This window comes from Pantoea sp. KPR_PJ (genome assembly GCF_041386365.1).
Classification (GTDB): Bacteria; Pseudomonadota; Gammaproteobacteria; order Enterobacterales; family Enterobacteriaceae; genus Pantoea.
Genome location: NZ_JABMIK010000003.1, coordinates 90,499 through 112,772 on the forward strand (window position 1 = coordinate 90,499; position 22,274 = coordinate 112,772).

Consider the following 22,274-nt stretch of genomic DNA (forward strand, 5'->3'; position numbering starts at 1 on the left):
CGTTGTGCTTTTTACGCCTCGCACCCTCTGTTGCCGTGCAGTACACTTAGCTTCTTGCCAGGAGAACAGAGTATGTCGAGTAAAAATCTCAGCGAAGAGCTCTTCAAGCCACACTATAACTATCCTGAAACCTCGTCGCTGGTTCGCCGCCAGCACCACGCCAGCGTTGACGTTGAAGCCACCCTCGACGGCAGCAGCCAGCACGGCTGGTATCGTATGCTGAACAAGCTGATGTGGACATGGCGTGGCGTGCCGCCTCAGGAGATCAGCGAAGTGCTGGCGCGTATCGCCGTCAGCGATCAACGGCACACCAATGATGCGCTGCTGGATACGGTTATTGGTTTTCGCAGCGGTAACTGGGCGTTTGAATGGTCTAAGCAGGCGGGGTACTGGCAGGCGCGCGCGCAGCAGGAGGAGGAGGACCAGCTGGCGGGTGAACACTGGCTGCGCGCCTCTCATCTCTTCAGTCTGGCCGCCTATCCTTATATAAAAGGGGACGAGCTGGCGGATCAGGCGCAGACGCTGGCGAACCGCGCCTATGAAGAGGCGACGCAGCGTCTGCCTGGTGAGCTGAAAGCGTTGAGCTTTAAAATGGAAGGCGGCAACGCGGTGACCGGCTTCCTGCATATGCCGCCCAACGCCCGCGCACCTTACCCTACCGTGCTGTTTTGCGGTGGCCTTGATTCGCTGCAAAGCGACCACTACCGCCTGTTCCATGACTACCTGGCCCCGCGTGGCATCGCCATGCTGACGCTGGATATGCCGTCGGTCGGCTTTTCGGTGAAGTGTCGCCTCAGCCAGGACACCAGCTTTATTCATCAGCAGGTGCTGCGCGATCTGGCGAGCGTGCCCTGGATTGATCACCAGCGCGTGGCGGCGTTTGGCTACCGTTTTGGGGCCAACGTTGCGGTACGCCTGGCCTATCTCGAAGCGCCACGGCTGCGGGCAGTCGCGACGCTGGGCCCGATGGTGCACAGCCTGCTCACCAGCGTCCAGCAGCAGGATGCGATTCCCGATATGTATATGGATATGCTCGCCAGCCGTCTGGGTATGGATTATGCCAGCGACAGCGCGCTGCGCACCGAGCTTAATCGCTACTCGCTCAAAGTGCAGGGTCTGCTGGGCCGTCGCACGCCAACGCCGATGCTGGCGGGCTACTGGCCGGGCGATCCCTTTGGTACGGAAGAGGATGCGCGACTGATTGTTCATTCATCCGCCGAAGGTAAACTGTTGTCGATTGCGCCGCGCCCGGCGCTGGCGAGTTTCGAGCGCGCCCTGAATCAGGTTTGCGACTGGCTGGCAAAGCGGTTACAACAGTAGCTGGCAAAATCACAGTGGTTTGCTTTAATACTAACGGTCAAACTTATGGAGAATTAGCATGACGTTACCGAGTGGTCATCCCCGTAGTCGCCTGCTTAAGCGCTTCACCGAGCTGGGACCGTATATCCGCGAAGGAAAGTGTGAGCAAACGCGGTTCTTTTTCGACTGCCTGGCCGCCTGCGTCAACGTTAAGCCCGCGCCGGAAAGCCGTGAGTTCTGGGGCTGGTGGATGGAGCTGGAAGCGCACGAAGATCATTTTACCTATGTCTATCATATCGGCTTGTTCGATAAAGAGGGTGACTGGTCCGTCGCGAACATCAAAGGGAAAGAGAATAATCAGAAGGTTGAAGATACGCTGCGTAACTTCCACACTCGTCTGAAAGCGATGCTGGAGGAGCTGAATCTGGGGCTGACGCCCGCCAGCGGTTTCGATGAGCAGCCGGTTAAACTGAGCGCGTAACGCGCCTGGGTGTGAACAGCAGACACAGTGGCTTAGATGGGCTGTGTCTGCTTCGATACGCTTTCTCTTCTCCCGCTACGCATATCTGTTACCTGCCGGGCTGCTTCCTTTTCTGTCAACATAGTCTCACCCTCTGCCGGTAATTTACGCGCTCACCGGACGCGGACATCAGCGAAATATTGCTGTGGCCTATTGGGTTATGGCTGTTAACTGAACAGCAGTGATAAAACCGGCGTAATTAACACCGGCTTTACAGCATTGCGCCTGAAATGCGCGGGCAGGGCTGAAATGACCGGCTCGCCAGCCGCTACATCTGTGATAAGGCGCGCGCTGCCCGCCTCAAGGCGAGACGCGCCACGGCCACCGACGCACGGTAACATGCGTATCTGGCCGCACGCGGTGGACAGTTAATCAGAGACAGTGAAGATTTCCTGATGCCACCGCGCGTCGCAGCGGCATCCGCTGTTCAGAACTGATAGGTCATACCCACAGCAACCACGTCGTCGTTGTTCAGGCTAAGGCGATTGTCGTCGTCCAGCTGGTTAATTTTGTAATCCACAAACGCCGACATATTTTTGTTGAAGTAGTAGGTCGCGCCCACGTCGATATATTTCACCAGATCTGCATCGCCAATACCGTTTTCAATATCTTTGCCTTTGGTCTGCACGTAGCCCAGCGACGGACGCAGGCCGAAATCAAACTGATACTGCGCCACCAGCTCGATGTTTTGCGCTTTGTTCGCTGCACCGGCGGCCGCCAGGCCCGTGGCGCGGTTGGTCCCGCTAAACGGCGTCATGTTGCGCGTTTGCGTATAGATCGCCGCAAGGTAAAGGCTGTTAGCGTCATACTTCACGCCCGCCCCCCAGGAATCCGCACGATCGCCCTGACCGTAGGCGCGTGCCTGCTGCTGGCTGGTGCGGTCAGAGGAGGTAATGGCTGACATGACGCTGATGCCGCTATCGCCCAGGGTATAGCCCAGTGACGCGCCGTAGCCGTCGCCGTTCTGGCGGTTAATATCGCTACGTGAATTGCTGCCGTTTGCATCGTTGCGGCCCTGATACTGCAAGGCAAAGCGCAGACCGTCGACCAGACCAAAGAAGTTGGTGTTACGGTAAGTGGCCACGCCCGTGGTGCGCTGCGTCATAAAGTTATCGGCGCGCGCGGTGCCGTCGCCGCCAAATTCCGGGAAGACGTCGGTCCAGGCCTCGACGTCATACAGCACGCCGTAGTTGCGGCCATAGTCGACCGAGCCATACTGACCAAATTTCAGGCCGGCAAAGCCCAGGCGGGTCTTGTTGCCATTACTGGCATCGGCGCCTTCAGAGTTATTGACGTTGTACTGATATTCCCACTGACCGTAGCCGGTCATCAGGTCGTTAATCTGCGTCTGGCCTTTAAAGCCGATACGCACGTAAGACTTATCCCCATCCTGATTATCCGCATCGCTCAGGTAGTGCATCGCTTTAACTTTGCCGTAGAAGTCCAGCTTATTGCCGTCTTTGTTATACACTTCCGCCGCGTGGGCAGCCGAAGTCAGCGTCAGAGCAGAGACGAGCAGAGCCAGTAGACTTTTCTTCATTTGCTATCAATCCCAATGAGTAAAATGTGTAATGCCCCTGAGAAGGGCTTATAAATCAGGGGCCTTTTTACCGGGTTGAGATGAAAGATTTATGACGTTTTTTCGGGTTTCTTGTTATAGGCGAAGGTCAGCTCTGGCGAATTGTCCACGGATTTTCGTACTTTTCCCCGGTGGAGAGTTGGCTTCGCTTCCCACTCCTGATAAAACGTCCCTTCGCAGAAATTTTTTCTTTTTTACTTAAACGGCAGGAAATATGAGCGGCAGTCAGACCCTGGTGGTCAAGTTGGGGACCAGCGTCCTTACCGGCGGTTCACGTCGGTTAAATCGGGCGCATATGGTAGAGCTGGTTCGTCAGTGTGCACAGCAGCACGCGGCGGGCCATCGCATTGTGATCGTTACCTCTGGCGCAATGGCGGCCGGACGCGAACACCTGGGCTACCCGGAACTGCCGCCTACCATCGCCTCAAAGCAGCTGCTGGCTGCGGTGGGGCAGAGCCGTTTAATTCAGCTGTGGGAACAGCTGTTCTCGATTTACGGCATCCACATTGGCCAGATGCTGCTGACGCGAGCGGATATGGAAGATCGCGAGCGTTTCCTTAACGCGCGCGACACGCTGCGTGCGCTGCTCGATAACCACATTGTGCCGGTCATCAATGAAAACGATGCGGTGGCGACGGCGGAGATCAAAGTCGGTGACAACGATAATCTGTCGGCGCTGGCGGCGATGCTGGGCGGCGCTGACAAGCTGCTGCTGCTCACCGATCAGCAGGGGCTGTTTACCGCCGATCCGCGCAGCAACCCGCAGGCTGAGCTGATTGGTGACGTGCATGAAATTGACGACGCGCTGCGCGCCCTGGCGGGTGACAGCGTCTCCGGCCTCGGCACCGGGGGAATGTCGACCAAGCTCCAGGCCGCGGACGTCGCCTGCCGCGCCGGTATCGACACCATCATTGCCGCGGGCAGCCGTCCGGGCGTCATTGCTGACGTGATCGACGGCAAGCCGGTTGGTACCCGTTTTCACGCTATGCAGACGCCGCTGGAGAACCGCAAGCGCTGGATCTTTGGCGCGCCGCCTGCGGGTGAAATCACCATCGACGACGGCGCGCTGACCGCGGTGCTGGAGCGCGGCAGCTCGCTGCTTCCCAAAGGCATCCGCGACGTGCGCGGCAACTTTTCACGCGGCGAGGTGATCCGCATTCGCAGCCTGCAAGGGCGTGATATCGCCCACGGTGTCTCACGCTATAACAGCGATGCGCTGCGTATGATTGCCGGCCATCACAGCCAGCAGATCGGGGAGATCCTCGGTTATGAATACGGTCCGGTAGCCGTGCATCGCGACGATATGATCGTCAGTTAAGGAGCGGTCAAATGCTTGAAGAAATGGGTAAAGCGGCGCGTGCCGCTGCATATAAGCTGGCGGAACTGTCAACCACTGAGAAAAATCAGGTCCTGCTCGCCATCGCCAACCGCCTCGATGAGGAGCGCGAGCTCATTCTGGCAGCTAATGAAGAGGATCTCGCCGAGGCGCGCGCCAGCGGCATGAGCGCCGCGCTGCTCGATCGCCTGACGCTCACTCCTCAGCGCCTGAGTGCCATTGCCGATGACGTGCGTAAGGTCTGCCAGCTTGCCGATCCGGTCGGCCAGCTGATTGACGGCGGCCAGCTTGACAGCGGGTTGCGTATTGAACGCCGCCGCGTACCGCTCGGTGTGGTTGGCGTGATTTATGAGGCGCGCCCGAACGTAACGGTGGATGTCGCCAGCCTGTGTCTGAAAACCGGCAATGCAGCGATCCTGCGCGGCGGTAAAGAGACGTGGCGGACTAACGCCGCTACGGTGCGCGTTATTCAGAACGCGCTGCGGCAGTATGGCCTGCCTGCGGCCGCGGTGCAGGCGATTGAAAATCCGGATCGCGAACTGGTGAATCAGCTGCTGAAGCTGGATCGCTATGTCGACATGCTGATCCCGCGCGGCGGGGCGGGCCTGCACAAGCTCTGTCGCGAAAACTCAACGATTCCGGTGATCACGGGCGGCATCGGCGTTTGTCATATTTACCTGGATGAGACCATGGAGATTGCACCTGCGCTTGAGGTTATCGTTAATGCGAAAAAACAGCGTCCCAGCGCCTGTAACTCACTGGAAACGCTGCTGATCCATCGCAGCATTGCCGGGCGCTTTCTGCCCCCCTTCACGGCACGTATGGCGCAGGAAGGCATCCCTCTGCATGCGGATGAGAATGTACTGGACCTGTTACAGGGCTGCGATGCCAGCGTAACGCCGATCAAAAGCGGCGATTACGACGATGAGTGGCTGTCACTGGATCTCAACGTGAAGCTGGTGGATGACATGGATGCGGCGATCGATCATATCCGCAGGCACGGCACCCAGCATTCCGACGCGATCCTGACGCGCAGCACGCAAAACGCCAGCCGCTTCGTCAATCAGGTTGACTCCTCGGCGGTTTACGTCAACGCCAGCACGCGCTTTACCGACGGCGGCCAGTTTGGTCTGGGCGCGGAAGTGGCCGTCAGCACGCAGAAGCTGCATGCGCGCGGCCCGATGGGCCTGGAGGCGCTGACGACGTACAAATGGGTGGCGTGGGGTGATGATACGCTGCGCCCCTGATTGCGATTTTTTTTAACAATAAGGGTGTCCATCGCGGACGCCCTTTTTTTTCATGCCATTTTTTCGATCCAGCTAATTTTGGAGTTTTCAGCCATGGCCTGTCATACATCGGGCAATCAATATTGGCGCTACGCGGCGAGCGCATATTTTTTACGCGTTTTTTTACGGAACATTCCTGAAAGCAGGGGCGCTTTAGCACGCGGGGCGATTGATACTGGCTGCGCAGCGCGTGAAAGGGATAATGATAATTAGCGTCGCTTTACAAAAGCAATTGGGTAGTAAACGGGCGGTAATATAAAATGAACTGGTAGCAATAATGAAAATAACATTCAGTACCTCCTCTATGGCAGATTATTAACTAATGGTTAAAAAAGAGAGTACGAGACAAGCTTTCACTGCCAGGCTGATTGCCGCATGCGAAAGTGCGGGAATTGTCGGACATGGACGAAACAAACAGGTTGCTAAAGCGTTACAGCAGCAGGGGTGCAAAATTTCGACACCGGGCGTATGGAAGTGGTTTAACGCACAGTCCATTCCCGATGACCATAATTTGCTGGCGTTAAGCCGTCTGCTGGGCGTTCGGGTGGAGTGGTTACAGTACGGAATGGAAAAGCCAGCCGCATCGCTGTCGGTCGACAGCCTGAACGTGCCGCGCAACGTCTTCCGTATTGAGAGCCTGGATATCGGCCAGAAGTCCGCCTCGGGGCTGCATACCCGTGATGAATTTGTCGAAACGATCCACGCCGTCGAGTATGGCGTCGATGAGGCGCGCGTGCTGTTTAACGGACGGCCAGCAGAAAACATCCGGCTTATTGCTATCAACAGCGATTCGATGGTGGAGACCTTTGCACCCCGCGATCAGCTGTTCGTGGATATCAGCGTCAGGGTGTTTGATGGGGATGGCATCTACATTTTCACCCTGGATAATCAGCTTTACCTGAAGCGTTTACAGCTCCAGCACAAAAAAATTGCTGTTATTTCAGATAATAAGCGCTATGAAACCTGGTATCTCAATCGGGAGGACGTTGACAGTATGCAGGTGCTGGCAAAAGTGATCCTCAGCCAGGCACGCCACTATCAAATTCTGGGATAAAGGCCGGTCAACATCCGGTCTCTACCAGACCGCAGAAAAAAATAATTCAGCAAAATTCAAAAATTTAACCAATAGTAAATAAAAAATTAACTGTCAGTGTTTGATAAACCATAAGAACATGTTAATAATTTGAGCGTGGACCAACGAAACATCTTCCTCAGGGAATGAGCCGCTCTTAAACAATCGAGGCGCTGCACAAGCGCGAATCAAACCATCCAAAGTCAGTGAACTTTGGGATGGGGTGGATGCGCACATGCAGCGTCGTCAGATGCCGCCTTTTTCTTCTTACTCGCGCTTAGCCTGGCTGTTATTACAGCCGGGGCACTGCGCTGTGAGCGGAAAACACGGCGTCCGGGACGGTTCGGCTTGCCGAAAACCCGCGCCTGCCACCCCATCGCCAAAGACTCATTCACAGGAGGAGTTATGGCGATAATAAACTATGGCAAAAGCGTATTTGTAGGTAATGCCCGTACCCGCAGGCATCGGCGGCGTCAGCCGCTCAGTCGACTCAAGCTCAGTATCGATCAGGCGCTGGGCTGCGAACCCGAAACCCCCCCGTTACGTCGCGCTGAACGTATTGCACAGCGTCCGACACTGTCGCGCGTTGAGCGAGCGATAACGACCACGCACGTCACCCGCATTGAAACTGCCAGTTTTGATAATTGCTGTCTGCCGCATGTGCATCTCTACGCCGTGCGCTGAGCCTGCTTTGTTTCTTGCCTGTACCGCTTTACTTCACCTTTTCTCCCGTTTTGTCTGGACGGGAATTGTCATCACACTGTTCAGCCCGGCTGCTGAATTTTATGGGGTCAGTGCTGGGGTTATCTCTGGCACTGATCAGTGTGATTTAACTGTTGCTGTCGCATCGGGAAGCCTTTCCCGTGCCTGGAAAAGAGGAATGGCTATGAGTCAAATAATTGAGATTCTCAACTTTGAAGAGGGTTACGTCGAAGCGCCTTATCTTGACACGCAGGGATTCCCTACCGTAGCGGGCGGTATTCGTATTGGACCGAAAGGCGCATCACTCAGTAACTACGTTTTCCGCGTGCCGCGTCAGGCTGGCGACGTCTGGAAGAAGTGCATTATTGAGAGCAAAGCCCAGCAGATGCAGAGCCGTCCGCTGCTGCAACAGGCACTGGCAAAGTGCAACGAGGCACGTAGTGATGTGCTCTACAGCATGGCTTATCAGCTGGGTGTGGATGGCCTGTCGCTGTTTAAAAACATGCTGACCTCTGTGGCGTCAGGGGATTATGACAGCGCAGCCAATGCCATGCTCAACAGCCTCTGGGCGCGGCAGACGCCGGGTCGGGCCAGGCGCCATGCCGAAGTGATGCGCAGTGGCACTTATGACGTTTACAGGGGGCTGCTATGAAGTGGTTATTTTTTATCATCGCCGTGCTGTCCGTCATCATCGTGCTGCTGATTATGCAGCGCTTCACCACGCTGGAGTTTGTGGCACATGCCCGCCTGCTGTTTAGAACCTGGTCGGTCTGGCTCGCCTCACTGGGATCGATGCTCAGCGCCTGGGTACAGTCTTTTCCCTCATCTGCGCTCGACGCCTGGAACACCCTGCCGGAAGACGTTAAAGCCATTCTTCCTCATAACTACCTCGGTCTTATTGGTGCCTTTATGGTGGCGATGGGCGTGATCGCGCAGTTTGTGCGGCAGAAGAATCTGGCGATTAAGCGACAGCAGCTGGAGGAGCCGAAACCATGAGTCTTTTTACGACGTTGCTTTCGGGCGGCTGGCAGTGGATTGCCGCGGCAGGTGCGCTAATTGCGGCGCTGGGTGCCAGCTACTTCGGCGGCAAAAAGATCGGTAAGGTGCAGCAGCAGGCTAAAGCCGATACGGAGAGCGCGAAGAAAGAGGCGGCACAAACCGCCGCTGTCGCGCATCAGCAACAACTGCATCGTGAGGAGGCGACCCGTGTGGCGACCGAGAACAGCAATATTGATGACGCTGCTGCTCGCGACAAGCTGCAGCAGTCGAAATATCACCAGCCCTGAACCCGTGGCCGTAACCGATTCGGCCTGCATCCTTTTTTCCCCCATTTATACCCACGGCGATGACGCGCAGCGCCTCGACGTTCGCACCGTTCGCGCCATCAACACCCACAACGACATGTGGGATGCGCTTTGCGGCCATCCGGCCAGACCCTGATTACCGTTTGACAATGTCTGCTTAAATCCTGAGGAGGATACCATGATCGAAGTAAACTCTTATGCTGAACTGCGCCTGACCAAACCCAGCAAAGCCGGTGAAGTTGCCAGCCTGAACCGCTACTACGATAAGGATTCAACCTTCCGTGGCGGCGGCGATTTTGTGGGTTACCTCGGCACCACCACGCTGAAAGATGACGGCGGGACAATTGCGGTTGGCGACGGTTTTTACTGGAAACGTACCATCAACGATCCCGCCGAACTGAACGTGCTGCACTTCGGCGCAAAAGGGGACGGCTACACCGATGATACCGACGCCTTTATGCGTATGTATAACTGGACCAAAACCTGGAACGCCAACTGTGTCGCGCTGCCGGTGCGTTTTCCCGGGGGGAAATTCCTGATTAAGCCTATCGATCTCAGCGCCACAGAATCGACCTTTTTTGGACTGCTCGGTGATGACTCAGAGCTGGGTTCGCTGCCGCGTACCACCATCATCTCTGATAAAAGCGCTACCCCGGTCTTCAAGGTGAAAGCGCGTCGTACGGCGATCAGAGGCATGGCGTGGAACGGTCAGGCCAGCGCCGATACCGTGAAAAATACCGGCACCATTACGGCCGATCTGGTGAGCAACAATCAGCCGTTTTTTGAGAACACCTGCATTGAGGGGGAAACGGTCAATATTTACTGTTTCCGTGCGCAAAACACTGGCGGGACGGTGTTTAAACTGCTGGATACGCTCGACAGCAAGTTTGACCAGATCTATACGCTCTACACCTATTCGCGCGTGTTTGATGTGGGCTGGTCAAACTCGCCGAAAGGCGTGTGGGACCACTCAACGGCAATCGAGCTGAGCAACGCCAACTTCCAGACCGGCTACGGCGATGCCACGCTCTACATGCCGCGCGTGACGCAGGGGATTTTGCGTAACGTCTGGATTGAGCATACGCGTAACCCTGGCGATCTCTCAGACGGCGGCTGGACCATCGATACGCTCAATATTGAAGACTGCGGCAATCCGTTCAATCTTAACAACGCGCGTGTCGTGATGCGTCAGATTGGCCTGCAATCCGGTGCGAAAATTTCACAGGATGCAGCCAGCGGCCGCTGGCTCTCTACTTTCGAGTATGGTTATCGCCGTGATGAAAACCACGGTACCTTCATGACCGGTTCGCTGCGGGCAGGCTACTACAGCGGCTATAAGGTCACGAACAATACCAGCACCGATAACTGGTATCGCCTCGGTCAGCTCTTTTTCCCCAATGCCAACCAGCAGTGGGTGATTGAGCTGATCGGTAAGGCTGATGCTACCTCACCGTCGACCACCGCAGCGTCGCCGGTGAATATGGTGGGGACCGGTAAAACCTGGATTAACCTTCAGCGACTGGAAACGGTCTGGGCCGATGCCTGCCATATGGGGCAGCCTGCGGTGCTGGATATTCGCTACAGCCGCGTCGGGACCACCTATGCGGTGGTGTGGGTCAAGCTGGCCGCCAACAGTGGCGATACCATGTTCAACCTGAAAAACACCGGTCCAACGCGTTTCGATACCGGCTCCTGTTCGCTGTTCCAGTCCGATATGTCGGTGGTGACGGATACCACCAAAATGGGCACGCTAAAACCGGCTGCACGCTTTGGCCTGCACAACGGCGTAGCAGGTATTGGTGCCAATGAGAAAGGCGTAGTGACGCTCGCGACGACCGCCGGTACGCCGACAAACAAAACCACGCCTTCGGGCTTTGTGCTGATCAATATCAATGGTACGGACCGCAAGGTTCCTTATTACGATTGATGATGAGCACGTCTTTGGCGAGGCTGCGGCCTCGCCTTTTTTTGTTTCTGGCTTCGGTCAGAAGAAGAGGGGAGCAGGCTGGCTGGCGATTTTCCGTGTCAAATGACGAGAAAACCAGCATCCGCGCGTGCCGCCTCTTGACGGAAGTTCCGCTTTTTTCTAACTTATTGCCCCGTAGTTCTCGCCTCAATGCCGGTGTAGCTCAGTTGGTAGAGCAGCGCATTCGTAATGCGAAGGTCGTAGGTTCGACTCCTATTATCGGCACCATTCACTTATATCTTATTGATTTAATTAACATTAAATTCATTCAGAGTGAAATCGCGTAGCCTCTACTACATAGAGGTCATACAGCCGATGGCTCAACGTGATAATCTGTATCGCCGTAGCAGCGGTATTTATGTTGTCCGTATTGCAGTTCCCGCCCGATACCGTCTCTACACGGGACAGCGTGAGATTCACGCTTCAACAGAAACAAACGACATCAGAAAAGCGCGAGCGATTGCCGCAGTCCTATTGGCTGTCTGGCAGCGATGTTTGGGTGAGTATCAAAAATTGGATAGAGAAAAGTTGGTGAGCAGTGCGCCTGCTTTGGCGGGCGAAGGAATGATCAGCCTTGCTGAATTTTGCGGTTTAACGAGTGCTTCCCTGCAACAAGTTGCTCAGCGCCTGCTTGATACGAATATCCCGCTGTTTTGGCTTGCTGATGGGCGTCCTGCTTACTATGTGGAAGACCTTTCACTCGTTGATAAGGATGATCCTGAGGCTTCTGGATTTATTATCGATAGTGCCATTAACATCGGGATCAGAGGTCCTCTGAACGGTTATATCCAGCCCTTGGTTGCCTCACGTATATTACGTCAGATGATAGCTGGTGAGCCGTTGGAAGCAGAAACCGCGTTTAAATCCTCGGAGATTTCATCAAAAGCTGCATGGTTCGTTGATTTTCCCGGTGTCGAAATCTCGCCTGGTTCACTAATGATTCATCGTGTGCAAGCCGAGCGCTTACGATTATTTTGGCTGTCACATAGCACCGCAGTTTCTCCAATCATGCCTGAGAGACCAAAAGCAATTACCCCTGTATTATTGCCTTCATTAATACCGGATAATGAATATGTAAATCGTAAATACTACTCAGTGAAAATGAGCGAGTTATGTGAAAAATATATTCGCTACAAGCGCGGAGGGAAATTCACCGAAAAGGCAGAGAATCGAGTTCGGGAAGGTTTTAGCCTACTGGCTGAAGTCATGGGTGATCCAAAGCTTGTAAAAGTAGATCGTGACTATCTCCGTGAGTATGAGAGCTTACTAAGGTCGATACCTGCACGCCGTGATTTAGCTAAAATCCGATATAAAATCAATGATATTCATGAGCTGATGGTTAAAGCAAAAGAGAATGGCGACCCTCTAATGACTGATAACACCGTTCGTAAATATATGCGGGTTATCTTCGAAGCTTTCAGGTGGGCTGATGGAGAAGGTATTTTTATTAAGTCCCCAGCGAATCAATTCTTCGCACCTGTAGAAAATGAAAAGATGGATCAGGACTTCAAAGCTGATTTCACTGATGAGGATTTACACGCTATTTTTAACCGCCCTTGGTTTAAACGTGGAACTGTGGATAGAAATAGCGAGGGACGCTTCCATCATTATCGTGCATTTCATTACTGGTTGCCACTCATCGGATTCTTTACCGGAGCAAGGATTAATGAGTTATGCCAGCTTTATCTAGATGATATTAAGCAGGATGCAGTCGGTTTTTATTTCTTAGAAATCAGCAACGAGCGTGTCGATCAGTCACTGAAAACGATTAATTCACGAAGAAAAATACCGTTGCACCCGACATTGATCAAACTTGGATTAATCCGCTATTGCGAAGCATTGAAGAAAGCAGGTCATGCGCGTTTATTTCCTGAGCTTCCTTACCACTCTGTAAAAGGATACGGCGATAAGGCTTCGGACTGGTTTAACCGTTCGTTGCTGAAAGTGCAATTAGGATTTGAAAAGGATAGCAAGAAATCTTTCCATTCATTCCGTCACACGTTTTCTACCAGGCTCAAACAAGCAGGAATCGACAGCGAGACGCGTGCGCAGTTTGTTGGACATATCCGCGGTTCTGGCGAGACAGAGAACTGATATAGCAAAGATCATCCACCAGCGGCTCTTTATACTGTGCTTGAGAGCGTTACGTTAGGGCTACCGGAAGTTGCACCATTCGTTTGCGAAGATGGTGTCGATGCGGTAGCTGATGCGCTACGGATTAAGCAGAGCAATAAATCGCGGAAAGAACCGCAATAGCCTGACTTTTTCTCTTACTCTAACGCGCTCAGAATGGTTCTGGCGCGTTTTTTATTAAGGGTGGTGGATTTCATAGTGCTGAATTTGGAGACGCTCAAAACGCGTTTGGTGAGACTTGATTTGTATTAGCTCAGACTTGATCTGACGGTTTTCACTTACAGCACACAATCAAGTCTATCAGTCCGCCTTGAGCGAGGAGCGGAAACTAAGCGCTTCGATAGGGCCGTAGCATGTTATGAAGGAGAAAGCTGCTTTACAGAAAGAATCTATCAAGCATTCTTTCTCAGCAACAATAACTGAATAAATTTTACTTCGAAGGAGCCAATATTATTCAATATTAATTTCTTCTTCCCACGCCAATCCATTTTCTATATGAGCAAGCTTCTCTGAAAATGATCTTATTATTTCAGATATGTCAGAGTCAACGGATGCAGTTTGAACAGAAATCATTAACTCTTGGCTGAGGCTTCTAATATACTCTTCGGTCGATAAACTTTGACAGTGCTCTACTATAGAATTCATTGCTAACTGAACATTTTCCCAAACGGATTCATGTTCAATTTTGAATGAGTCAATATTTTTAGGTATGTAACTTAATGGCGGGTTAAATAAAACATTAAATCTTGAAGATTTTCCTGTTGTAGGATTTAAGCACAAGCATTTGGGTGATATACTCGAATGATTACCTAAAATAATAGAGAAATTAAATGCACCAAAAAGTTTTATATAAGCAACCAATTGGTGATTTACATTAGTTATAAATACAGTGTGTTCAAAACCACATTGAACGGCGTCTGGGGTCTTTTCGTGTGGGTGTAAATTTGTAATGACAGGAAAATCATTTGCATAGTCCCATCCGCAATATTTTGTAATGTCAGGTTCTCCACTTCGTATGGATTCCCTAAGGCTCTGATAGATATCGGTTCTTGCTCGAGAATTGCCATACAAAACAACATAGGAGACTACAGCAATTTTCGCTATAGCACGAAAAATCTTATTTCCTTCAAACTTAATGCTAGCTCTTATAACAGGAGCCTTAGTTGTAACATACTTTGCATTAATATCCCCTATATTAAGGCCGCGCTTCTTAAGAATTCCTACAATCCTATTAGCATCATCTACATCTTGAGCAACGAAATCAAAGGCTGTATTGCTATCAGTTTCATCTTTTGAGGGTATTCTTGACTTAGACACAATAGGTGTCAAGTTTGGTGCGAGATCATACTTGATTCCATCATCAAACTGACCTGCTTCCTTTATTGTTGGTGGTGGGTTTCCTCTTCCAGACCAAACATTCAAAGCATTCCTGATATAAATGAAGTTATCAGCCAGAGCGATCTCAACCGCATCTGAACTCGCTTCAGAAAATAAATTGTTGCAACTTTTGCATGTCGCATGTGTTGTGGTAATTCTTCCACCTAACGCACTAGGGAATACATGCTCTAGGCTACCTTTATCAAAGGGAGTATCACAAAAAATACACTTCTCTGGGTTTGTTTGCATGTTTATTTAACTTTTATATTAAAATAAGAATGTTTAAGCATGTTTTAACTTACCATCATTGAACTAATTTGCATCATTTTTTGTCGTTAATCCTAGCAACACAACTTGATACATGAAGGACCGTTCTTGGCACAAAGCTGCCTGTCAGATTAGGTTTGGCTATCTGCCTTAGCTGTTTTAGGTCAACTCTAAGCTAATACACTTGATTACCTACGATTGCACCCGCAGCCCTTTCACGCTTTCTGATGGTAGGCTAATCACTGTTTTAATCGCAGCCCTTTCACGCTTTCTGATGGTAGGCTAATCACTGTTTTAATGCAGTTCTCTATGCTGCCAACGATGTCTTCGCGTGGGCCGCTGCGCCAGTCTGCGCTTGCGTAAAAAGCATCGAGAACCGCAGTCATGCTTTCAGCGCTGTCAAAGGCGCGAATCAAGTAGTAGCAATCCAGGTCATGAAGCGAGTTGCCAAACGAAACAACATCGATCCCGTGGCTTTGGTGTAGGGGAACACTGATTTCCTGCATTATGGCGTGAAAAGCGGCACCGCTGCCTTTGCGTAAGGTGTATTGCAGTATTTCGACGGTTCTCAAGCGTTATCTCCGTGTTGCCCTTGGGCGGCTCCTGGTTGATAGCAATAAAGTAAACCGGACTTGGCCATGAAGCTACTGCTAATCAGACAGTCATCCGTAAGCAGAAGCTGCGATATGCGGTTTAAACGCGCTATAAGGCTCCCTGGCGAGTGTTTTAAAGAAGGTAGTCGAAATCATGGTGCAGAATTTGCGGCGCTCTCATAGAGTGGCTGGCGAAGCCGCACACTAATTTGTTATCTACGTTGTTAGGCCTGACATAACGTTTTCACACCGCTATTGACGCTTTGTTGAAATGTATCCGAGCTATTATACATAGACATGACATAGTGCTACGGCTGGTCAATTAAAGGCGATTCACACATGGGTAAACACTTTCTTGTCTGTATTTTGGCATTGTTTGCTTTTTCTGCCATTGCCGGAAATGGTGGCGCTGGCGGAAATGGCGGAAATGGTGGATATATGGGCCAGTCTGGTAAACCCGGAGCTGATGGTGGGAATGGCTCTGACAGCGGCAGTTCAGATAACTCACCGGGGCGAGCAGGATGTCTTGGTGGAACGGATCCCGATGAGAACGGCAGTTTTTATCTACCTGGAACAAAAGAACAATGCAATCCCGGTCCGCAGGATTCAGCGAAAAGTGGTCGTTCTCTTTAGAGCATTAGAGGCGATATGGTGATTGCCTCTCGCTTCTGTAAGGACTGTTGCGCCGCCGCAGAAGTTTTCGGGCGCAATGCCAGAAAGGGATGCTTCCAAATCAAAAATTTCTATTTTTCAGCGCCCAGTTTATCCCGCTACATTTACACTAAGAACACTGTTTGAGAAAGTGAACCACATAGTGATACAGATGCGGTGACATGCTTATTCAACGCGCTGTGGCGAGTTTTTTATCAAGGGTAGTGGAAATCATGGTGCAGAATTCTCAGCTCTTTCGTAGCTCCACTGGTGCAGCTAGATGAATCAGATGTAACCTTCAACAAGTAGCCACCTTCCGAATATTTTAACAACCTGAGGAGCAGGGACGTTTATGGCGACTTACCGGCAGATAGCCGATGATGTTAAATCCCGAACGGGGAGAACAGTCAAAACATGCTGGATAGCGCATGTTAAGTCATTGCATGGGCTAACCAGTCGCGTATCTCCGAACCGGATCAGCACCGAAAGCCGGGTTTATCCTTGCCCTGATATATGGGTAGCGGAGATCGAGCAATCAATGAGAAATCTGGGCGAGCTTTAAGCTTTACCGCGCCTCTTAACTTTTGAGTCTGTTTGGCTCTATAAGGAGAAGCCTGCCGCTGCGGAAAATTTCGGACGCAATGCCTGAGAGGGGCGCTTCCAAACCTAGGAGATCCACTTTTCGGCGCGACAATTTTTCCGGTAGCTTTTGTCGTGTGGGTTGGGGGTTCTGGTGGGTTCTAAGCTGAAACTTCAAGACAACAAGAACTTAGTTCTTGGGTTGTGTTTTCTTCTTAACTTCTTGTTTTGTTTTATATGTTTTATTAAACCTCTTCTCTGGGGAGCAAAACTAGCCCAAGGGATCAATGCGATGTTTTGCAGTGAGATCCTTGGCTAATCAGGCTTCCGGAGTTGTAACCTCTTCTCTGGGTCCCTGCTTGGATCGGCGATGTGAGCTACTCTGCTTTAAAAAAGGCTCACCACATAAGCCTTTTGCAAAACATGATAACTCACTATTGGGTATTGGTTATGCAAGTCCAAGACTCAGCACCTCACATAACCTCACGCACTCTGGCATACGCCGCCTTTCGGAACTAGACCAGTGGGTAATAGTGCGACCCCTCTTTTCACCCCGGCTCCGCTACACTAGCGGCAGAGCCTTGTTGATGCGCCATTTCGGGTAAGCGTCTGTATACCAAAACCCCGAGAATGTATTCCAATAGTAACATTTTGAATCTATGGTTCAACATGATTTTGATTCGACTTGGCACCCAGCAGCACGAGAGTTAGGTCTTCACCGCTAGGCATTGCGTTCAACACCATGCCAACAAACGACTGTTTTTTGGCACCGCTTCGCAGGTATCTTCCGAGATGTTGAAAAATTAGCCTTGGCAATTGTTGGCAGGCGTCCTATTGTTGACACCGTTTTCTGACAGGTATTGAGAGGTGTTGAAAATGGCGATTTTCGGCTACGGGCGTGTCTCTACTGCTCAGCAGGATACGGAGAACCAGAGGTTGGAGCTTGAGCAAGCTGGTTGGACGTTTGACTTTTGGTTTACTGATGTCGTTAGCGGTAAAACCCCTGCTATGCAGCGCAAAGCATTCTCAGAGTTGCTGGGCAAAATCAGGGACGATGAAACGCTGGTTGTAGCCAAACTTGACCGTTTGGGGCGTGATGCTATTGATGTGCTTCAAACGGTCCGGGTGCTATCTGATCGCGGCATCAGGGTGATAGTCCACCAGCTTGGGAATACTGATCTCACCTCCGCTGCCGGGAAGCTGTTATTGTCAATGCTGGCGGCTGTAGCTGAGATGGAGCGAGATTTGCTGATTGAGCGCACTCAGGCGGGGTTAACGCGGGCTAAAGCTGAAGGCAGGAAGTTGGGAAGACCCTTTAAAATTGCACCAGAAGCTCGTGGAGCGATTGTAGCGAAAAAGAATAGCGGAACCAGTGTCAGCGCGTTAGCGCGCGAATATGGCGTTTCCAGAGCGACTATAGCGGCTATTGTCGATTGAATATGGAGAGTTTATGGCTTACACAGCAACGGTTATCCCTGTAATGATCGCATCCCCTGGTGATGTTACTGAAGAAAGAAGAATTATCCGGGAAGTAATCCACGAATGGAATGATATTAATTCTGCCCTCTCGAAAGTTATGCTAATTCCTGTTGGGTGGGAAACCCACACATCACCGGAGCTTGGCATGAGACCTCAGGAGTTAATTAATCAGAGACTGCTAGTTGATTGCGATCTATTGATTGGTGCTTTCTGGACACGACTTGGCTCTCCGACAGGTGATGAAGCAAGTGGGACTGTTGAAGAAATTCACAAGCATTTAGACGCGGGCAAACCTGCAATGATATATTTTTCATCTAAACCCGTAGTGCTTGATACCGTGGATATGGGGCAATATGATGCCCTAAAAGCATTCAAACAAGAATGCATGCAACAAGGCTTGATTGAGACCTTTAATGAGTCAACTGATTTTAAACATAAATTATATAAACAATTGACGCTGACACTCACAAATAATTCATATCTGAAAAATATCATAAACTCTTATCGTTCAGAAGGAACTGATAATTTAAAACAAGAATCTCCTAAGATGCTTCTATCTGAAGATGCAATTTTTGTCTTGAAGATGGCATGCGAGGACGAAAGCGGTGGGATATTAATATTAGAGCATCTGGATGGAACAGATATTCATGTTGGCGGCCAAAGTCTCGGTGGAGAAAATGCTAGAGAGGTTGCTAAATGGAAATCTGCTTTAGATGAATTGAAATCCAATGAATTAATATCTTCTCGGGATTATAAAGGCGTTCAATTCGAAGTCACTCATAAAGGGTGGACTCTTTTTGAATCATTGAAGAACAAGTAATTCTGCTTTACCTATTTGAAGGCGGGGAAACTTACTTTCCCCGCTTCATTTCACTCAAACGAAGCCGCGATAACTTCCCCGGTGTTGGCGTCGAAAACACAAAAATATTGAAGCGGTGTGAGCATTCCCTGACTGTTAATGGCGTTAGCCTGATGTCCAAACGCTTGAATCGTTTTCTTTTTCTCATTATGCCACAAGTAAGTTTCGAAAACCGGCTGCACTTCACTTTCCTGCCACACATGGCGAAACGTCGCTTTCTTGTCCATTACCTGCTTGCACTCTCTGACGGGGTTGTGGTGCGCTTTTGCATAGCATTCCGGTGTATTAACTGCGCAAACAGCACCTTGCTTTTCTGTTATGCGTTCTGCACTCACAGCAGAAAACGCACACACTCCAAGCACCAAAGAGAGAGTTCCCAAAATACCCCATGATATTGCTCTTAGGCTGCTGATCTGCCGTTTTATTGAAACGTGAGCAACTATGTTGTAGCTGGCCCAGCTAAGCACGGCTCCCGCTGCCATCGGTAATATAAAGTCTGATCCCGTCATGATTTCCTCATTTGCCAAACAACATCACGTCTTGTAGTGAGTGCTGGAGACACATAACCAGTGATGACCATCATACAGTCATGATTTTATTTGTCACTATTGGTGTTCATTTTGAATCTATTGATTGTAGTGATACAGGCTTCTTGCGAGGGAGAGTGTGCTCACAAATAGAGCTTTCAGATTCAAAATGTCTCATATGGAGCGTGGCCTTACAGTGGTCAAAGCTGCACATTCAGTGCATGAAAAAGACCTTGAGAATACAGTTTGGCGAGCGGGTAAAAGAACTGCGCATTGCCACCGGAATGAGCCAAGAAGCGTTTGCTGATCGGTGTGGGTTTGCTCGTAGTTACATGAGTCGTATTGAACGTGGTGGCTCCAACGCGTCTCTTGATGCGATTGAGGTGCTGGCTAACGCTTTGAGTGTTGAGCCGTGGCAGTTATTAGTGTCTGACTCATCTAAAGATGACGACCAGGAACTGTTGGTTCCATACGCGGCCGATGGCTCGTGCTTTAATCCTGGACTGGCGAGCACCCGCGATGGTTCGTTTGGTGTCGGTGATAAAACGGCTCAGAAGCGTTTTGGCACGTTTTATGAAGCTCTTGAATATCTACGTAGCATGGAGACAGCAAAATGGCGTAGGCCCAATGCCAGCGGCAATTGGGGCATTGTGTCAGCGGTGCGTTGGGACAAACTGAAAAAGTAGTGCAAGTGTAAGTTTGTAAATTCTAGGGGCTGTATGAATGAACAGGTTTCTTTAGCAGAGGGGAATCCCCATTGAATCAGCGTGTTTTTTTATAGCAGTCAGTAAAACATCAAAATACAGGTGCGTTACGTAGGCGTTACGGTTGCATTTTATAAACATGATTGACGGTTTTTAATTCTTAAGTAATTGAAAATTATTATCTTAATACAGCCGATACACACCTGTCCAAAGCTAAATCAATTAAAAATAAAATTTGGAGAGATGATGGAACAGCAATGGTTTGAACTTAAAGATGCAAGACGTAAAGACTGGAATAAATCAGTATGGATAGTTCTGAGGGCCATCAAAAATATTGAAGAAGTTGGGAGGTATGGTTTCCTCGGATATAAAGCTGATTTCTTTGGGGCGGGAACAATTGCATTTTCTTTAGAGCAATTAGATAAGGTCAAAAATCTTGGTTGGTCAGATATAGGCATTGGCCAACAACATGCCGGTTATGTTGATGATAGTGAATATATTCCAGCCGAAGTTTTCAGAGACACTTGGCGAGAAGTCGATGGAGTAAACCTTGTTTTGGAGCAAAGGTCTGAAGGGGGATATCCAAGACGATGGTTTTTGAATCCAGATATTATTCTGACCTTAGGATTATTTCAGGATGGGAATGTTTGGGTTTGTCCAAAGGAAGGGTATGATGAAGTAGCTAGAATTGAGTATGAAGATAATGAGCCAGTTTCTCTTGAGATTAAAAGTAAGTATTTGAAAGATTATTTATGTGCTCGTGGCATGTTTCTGTATGTGACTAGCTATTATAGCCGGGATTGCATACTTGAGAATGTAGAACATCTTAAATGGGATGAAAAAGAGCTAAAATGTAAGGATGATGAATTTTCCGAATGGGAAGTAAGAATTACTCCTATTCATGAGGGGGGCGAGACCTATGGAAGCAAGATGGCTGTTTTCCATATGTCCAGAACTGACATAGATGAAGATGACGAACTTCCTGATATATCTCAGTTTCCTACCGATGAAAATACAAAAAGTAGTCATTGGGAGAGAGGATTTGAGGGGCGTAAATTATATAGAGTTATGGGGGAGCTATGGCGTAATTTTGTTGTTAATCCTTCTTTAGCGAGCCCAATTGTTCGAGGTGATGAAGTAGATTCAAGCTCTTATTTTATTATTGATCTTGAAGGGAATAAAATATCCGGAAAAGAACTCATCGATTCAGGTAAGTGGCTTTGGTTTAAACCGGATGTAATAAACATTTTAAGCAGCAGAAGAGGTGGAGGGTTAAGGTTTTATTCTCGAACTACAGGTTCTGTATCTTGCTATGAGGGATATAATATTCATTTTGGGGTTAATGATTTAGGTTTAGTTAATGTCTATGCTAAAGACATTGGCCTTCTTCCAACATGGCAGCAGCAGATATGGGCTGGATTCAATTGTTCACCAGAGGGTGGCATATCAAAAGAACTTCATGCCTCTCAAGTTCTTGCAGAGCCAGCTGATACTAAAGCCCCTGAGAAATACCTGCCTATTTCATTAGATTATATAAATAAATCAACATTAGAATTATTTGGGTTTTGTCTATTTAGAGATCATGAGTCGATTCCTGATATAGTGAAAAGTATTCATAGATTTAGATCAGTCACACAGGAAACATTCTATGGTTTGGCAAAGGATTTAGCTCGGGTAATTGTTGATAACTTAGATGCAGCTTCTATGCAAAAGATCATAAGCCCGGGAAAGGGGGAGCGTTGGGGATCTATTAAATCTTTGGAGAAGCTTTTAAGTTCAAAATATGATAGTGACTTTGTTAGAAAGATAATGGCTCCACTAGTGGGAGTCTATGAATTGAGGCATGCCGATGCTCATCTACCTGGTTCTCAAATTGAAGAGGCATTTTCATTAATTGATATTGATCGCAATTCCCCATTTGTGATCCAGGGAGAGCAAATGCTCCACTATGTTGTAAAAAGCCTTTTCACGATTTTTGAGCTTTTCAGAAAATGGCACAATCAGCCGAGCGATTGAATTAGCGACGTTTGAAATCAAAGCT

20 protein-coding genes, 1 tRNA gene and 1 pseudogene are annotated in these 22,274 nt (G+C 49.8%); 18 read left to right on the top strand and 4 right to left on the bottom strand.

Annotated features, from left to right (window positions below; all coding sequences use genetic code 11):
• Positions 1 to 72: 72 nt before the first annotated feature.
• Both frsA and crl read left to right on the top strand, forming a co-directional pair.
• Positions 73 to 1,320 carry an esterase FrsA gene (frsA, locus tag HP564_RS08865; RefSeq protein WP_371242180.1) on the top strand — a complete coding sequence of 416 codons (1,248 nt, stop codon included), beginning with the start codon at positions 73 to 75 and terminating at the stop codon, positions 1,318 to 1,320.
• Positions 1,321 to 1,378: 58 nt separating this feature from the next.
• Positions 1,379 to 1,780, top strand: coding sequence for a sigma factor-binding protein Crl (crl, locus tag HP564_RS08870; protein WP_371242182.1), 402 nt, complete (start codon positions 1,379 to 1,381; stop codon positions 1,778 to 1,780).
• A gap of 466 nt (positions 1,781 to 2,246) precedes the next feature.
• On the opposite strand, the gene ompC is transcribed toward crl, so the two are convergent.
• On the bottom strand, positions 2,247 to 3,359 hold the full coding sequence (gene ompC, locus HP564_RS08875; protein ID WP_371242184.1) for a porin OmpC: 1,113 nt from the start codon (positions 3,357 to 3,359) through the stop codon (positions 2,247 to 2,249).
• Positions 3,360 to 3,612: 253 nt separating this feature from the next.
• On the opposite strand from ompC, the gene proB reads away from it, so the two are divergent.
• The 11 genes and pseudogenes from proB (at position 3,613) to HP564_RS08930 (ending at position 13,320) form a co-directional block, all read left to right on the top strand.
• Positions 3,613 to 4,716: a glutamate 5-kinase gene (proB, locus tag HP564_RS08880; RefSeq protein WP_371242186.1), complete on the top strand. Its 1,104-nt coding sequence runs from the start codon at positions 3,613 to 3,615 to the stop codon at positions 4,714 to 4,716.
• Positions 4,717 to 4,727: 11 nt separating this feature from the next.
• Complete coding sequence (gene proA / locus HP564_RS08885; protein WP_371242188.1) at positions 4,728 to 5,981, top strand: glutamate-5-semialdehyde dehydrogenase; 1,254 nt, start codon at positions 4,728 to 4,730, stop codon at positions 5,979 to 5,981.
• A 361-nt stretch (positions 5,982 to 6,342) separates the two neighbouring features.
• Positions 6,343 to 7,074 (top strand): S24 family peptidase, encoded by a 732-nt coding sequence (locus HP564_RS08890; protein WP_371242190.1) that lies wholly within the window; start codon positions 6,343 to 6,345, stop codon positions 7,072 to 7,074.
• Positions 7,075 to 7,497: 423 nt separating this feature from the next.
• Complete coding sequence (locus HP564_RS08895) at positions 7,498 to 7,776, top strand: hypothetical protein (RefSeq protein WP_371242192.1); 279 nt, start codon at positions 7,498 to 7,500, stop codon at positions 7,774 to 7,776.
• A 202-nt stretch (positions 7,777 to 7,978) separates the two neighbouring features.
• Positions 7,979 to 8,446 carry a hypothetical protein gene (locus tag HP564_RS08900; protein ID WP_371242194.1) on the top strand — a complete coding sequence of 156 codons (468 nt, stop codon included), beginning with the start codon at positions 7,979 to 7,981 and terminating at the stop codon, positions 8,444 to 8,446.
• Positions 8,443 to 8,790, top strand: a complete 348-nt coding sequence (locus HP564_RS08905; protein ID WP_371242196.1) for a hypothetical protein — start codon at positions 8,443 to 8,445, stop codon at positions 8,788 to 8,790. Before HP564_RS08900 ends, HP564_RS08905 begins: the two co-directional genes overlap by 4 nt.
• Entirely contained in the window at positions 8,787 to 9,080 is a 294-nt protein-coding gene (locus HP564_RS08910) for a hypothetical protein (protein WP_371242198.1), read from the top strand. Before HP564_RS08905 ends, HP564_RS08910 begins: the two co-directional genes overlap by 4 nt.
• 4 nt (positions 9,081 to 9,084) lie before the next feature.
• Positions 9,085 to 9,234 carry a hypothetical protein gene (locus HP564_RS08915; RefSeq protein ID WP_371242200.1) on the top strand — a complete coding sequence of 50 codons (150 nt, stop codon included), beginning with the start codon at positions 9,085 to 9,087 and terminating at the stop codon, positions 9,232 to 9,234.
• Between the two features lie 42 nt (positions 9,235 to 9,276).
• Positions 9,277 to 11,025, top strand: a complete 1,749-nt coding sequence (locus HP564_RS08920; protein WP_371242202.1) for an amylovoran biosynthesis protein AmsF — start codon at positions 9,277 to 9,279, stop codon at positions 11,023 to 11,025.
• A gap of 191 nt (positions 11,026 to 11,216) precedes the next feature.
• Positions 11,217 to 11,292: transfer RNA gene (locus tag HP564_RS08925), tRNA-Thr, on the top strand.
• A gap of 87 nt (positions 11,293 to 11,379) precedes the next feature.
• A pseudogene (locus tag HP564_RS08930) lies at positions 11,380 to 13,320 on the top strand (tyrosine-type recombinase/integrase).
• A gap of 327 nt (positions 13,321 to 13,647) precedes the next feature.
• Here HP564_RS08930 and HP564_RS08935 read toward each other — a convergent pair.
• The gene (locus tag HP564_RS08935; RefSeq protein WP_371242204.1) at positions 13,648 to 14,823 is read right to left on the bottom strand and encodes an HNH endonuclease; all 1,176 of its coding nucleotides are present in this window, start codon (positions 14,821 to 14,823) and stop codon (positions 13,648 to 13,650) included.
• Positions 14,824 to 15,080: 257 nt separating this feature from the next.
• Positions 15,081 to 15,413, bottom strand: a complete 333-nt coding sequence (locus HP564_RS08940) for an NIPSNAP family protein (RefSeq protein ID WP_369137842.1) — start codon at positions 15,411 to 15,413, stop codon at positions 15,081 to 15,083.
• Positions 15,414 to 15,773: 360 nt separating this feature from the next.
• Here HP564_RS08940 and HP564_RS08945 point away from each other — a divergent pair, with 360 nt between their 5' ends.
• From HP564_RS08945 to HP564_RS08955, 3 genes are all read left to right on the top strand, one after another.
• Positions 15,774 to 16,067 carry a hypothetical protein gene (locus HP564_RS08945; RefSeq protein WP_371242206.1) on the top strand — a complete coding sequence of 98 codons (294 nt, stop codon included), beginning with the start codon at positions 15,774 to 15,776 and terminating at the stop codon, positions 16,065 to 16,067.
• A 1,473-nt stretch (positions 16,068 to 17,540) separates the two neighbouring features.
• The gene (locus HP564_RS08950; RefSeq protein ID WP_032260983.1) at positions 17,541 to 18,101 is read left to right on the top strand and encodes a recombinase family protein; all 561 of its coding nucleotides are present in this window, start codon (positions 17,541 to 17,543) and stop codon (positions 18,099 to 18,101) included.
• A 13-nt stretch (positions 18,102 to 18,114) separates the two neighbouring features.
• Positions 18,115 to 18,963 carry a hypothetical protein gene (locus HP564_RS08955; RefSeq protein WP_032260982.1) on the top strand — a complete coding sequence of 283 codons (849 nt, stop codon included), beginning with the start codon at positions 18,115 to 18,117 and terminating at the stop codon, positions 18,961 to 18,963.
• Between the two features lie 50 nt (positions 18,964 to 19,013).
• Here the strand turns inward: HP564_RS08955 and HP564_RS08960 are convergent, their stop codons facing one another.
• Positions 19,014 to 19,511, bottom strand: a complete 498-nt coding sequence (locus HP564_RS08960) for a membrane protein (protein WP_032260981.1) — start codon at positions 19,509 to 19,511, stop codon at positions 19,014 to 19,016.
• Positions 19,512 to 19,750: 239 nt separating this feature from the next.
• Here HP564_RS08960 and HP564_RS08965 point away from each other — a divergent pair, with 239 nt between their 5' ends.
• Positions 19,751 to 20,215: a helix-turn-helix domain-containing protein gene (locus tag HP564_RS08965; RefSeq protein ID WP_032260995.1), complete on the top strand. Its 465-nt coding sequence runs from the start codon at positions 19,751 to 19,753 to the stop codon at positions 20,213 to 20,215.
• Between the two features lie 264 nt (positions 20,216 to 20,479).
• The gene (locus HP564_RS08970; protein WP_371242209.1) at positions 20,480 to 22,249 is read left to right on the top strand and encodes a hypothetical protein; all 1,770 of its coding nucleotides are present in this window, start codon (positions 20,480 to 20,482) and stop codon (positions 22,247 to 22,249) included.
• The last annotated feature ends 25 nt before the right edge of the window (positions 22,250 to 22,274 follow it).

Bases quoted from the DNA above. Each gene is read 5' to 3' on its own strand.
- frsA (WP_371242180.1), top strand. From the start codon at position 73: ATGTCGAGTAAAAATCTCAGCGAAGAGCTCTTCAAGCCACACTATAAC.
- crl (WP_371242182.1), top strand. From the start codon at position 1,379: ATGACGTTACCGAGTGGTCATCCCCGTAGTCGCCTGCTTAAGCGCTTC.
- ompC (WP_371242184.1), bottom strand. From the start codon at position 3,359: ATGAAGAAAAGTCTACTGGCTCTGCTCGTCTCTGCTCTGACGCTGACT.
- proB (WP_371242186.1), top strand. From the start codon at position 3,613: ATGAGCGGCAGTCAGACCCTGGTGGTCAAGTTGGGGACCAGCGTCCTT.
- proA (WP_371242188.1), top strand. From the start codon at position 4,728: ATGCTTGAAGAAATGGGTAAAGCGGCGCGTGCCGCTGCATATAAGCTG.
- HP564_RS08890 (WP_371242190.1), top strand. From the start codon at position 6,343: ATGGTTAAAAAAGAGAGTACGAGACAAGCTTTCACTGCCAGGCTGATT.
- HP564_RS08895 (WP_371242192.1), top strand. From the start codon at position 7,498: ATGGCGATAATAAACTATGGCAAAAGCGTATTTGTAGGTAATGCCCGT.
- HP564_RS08900 (WP_371242194.1), top strand. From the start codon at position 7,979: ATGAGTCAAATAATTGAGATTCTCAACTTTGAAGAGGGTTACGTCGAA.
- HP564_RS08905 (WP_371242196.1), top strand. From the start codon at position 8,443: ATGAAGTGGTTATTTTTTATCATCGCCGTGCTGTCCGTCATCATCGTG.
- HP564_RS08910 (WP_371242198.1), top strand. From the start codon at position 8,787: ATGAGTCTTTTTACGACGTTGCTTTCGGGCGGCTGGCAGTGGATTGCC.
- HP564_RS08920 (WP_371242202.1), top strand. From the start codon at position 9,277: ATGATCGAAGTAAACTCTTATGCTGAACTGCGCCTGACCAAACCCAGC.
- HP564_RS08935 (WP_371242204.1), bottom strand. From the start codon at position 14,823: ATGCAAACAAACCCAGAGAAGTGTATTTTTTGTGATACTCCCTTTGAT.
- HP564_RS08945 (WP_371242206.1), top strand. From the start codon at position 15,774: ATGGGTAAACACTTTCTTGTCTGTATTTTGGCATTGTTTGCTTTTTCT.
- HP564_RS08950 (WP_032260983.1), top strand. From the start codon at position 17,541: ATGGCGATTTTCGGCTACGGGCGTGTCTCTACTGCTCAGCAGGATACG.
- HP564_RS08955 (WP_032260982.1), top strand. From the start codon at position 18,115: ATGGCTTACACAGCAACGGTTATCCCTGTAATGATCGCATCCCCTGGT.
- HP564_RS08960 (WP_032260981.1), bottom strand. From the start codon at position 19,511: ATGACGGGATCAGACTTTATATTACCGATGGCAGCGGGAGCCGTGCTT.
- HP564_RS08965 (WP_032260995.1), top strand. From the start codon at position 19,751: ATGAAAAAGACCTTGAGAATACAGTTTGGCGAGCGGGTAAAAGAACTG.
- HP564_RS08970 (WP_371242209.1), top strand. From the start codon at position 20,480: ATGGAACAGCAATGGTTTGAACTTAAAGATGCAAGACGTAAAGACTGG.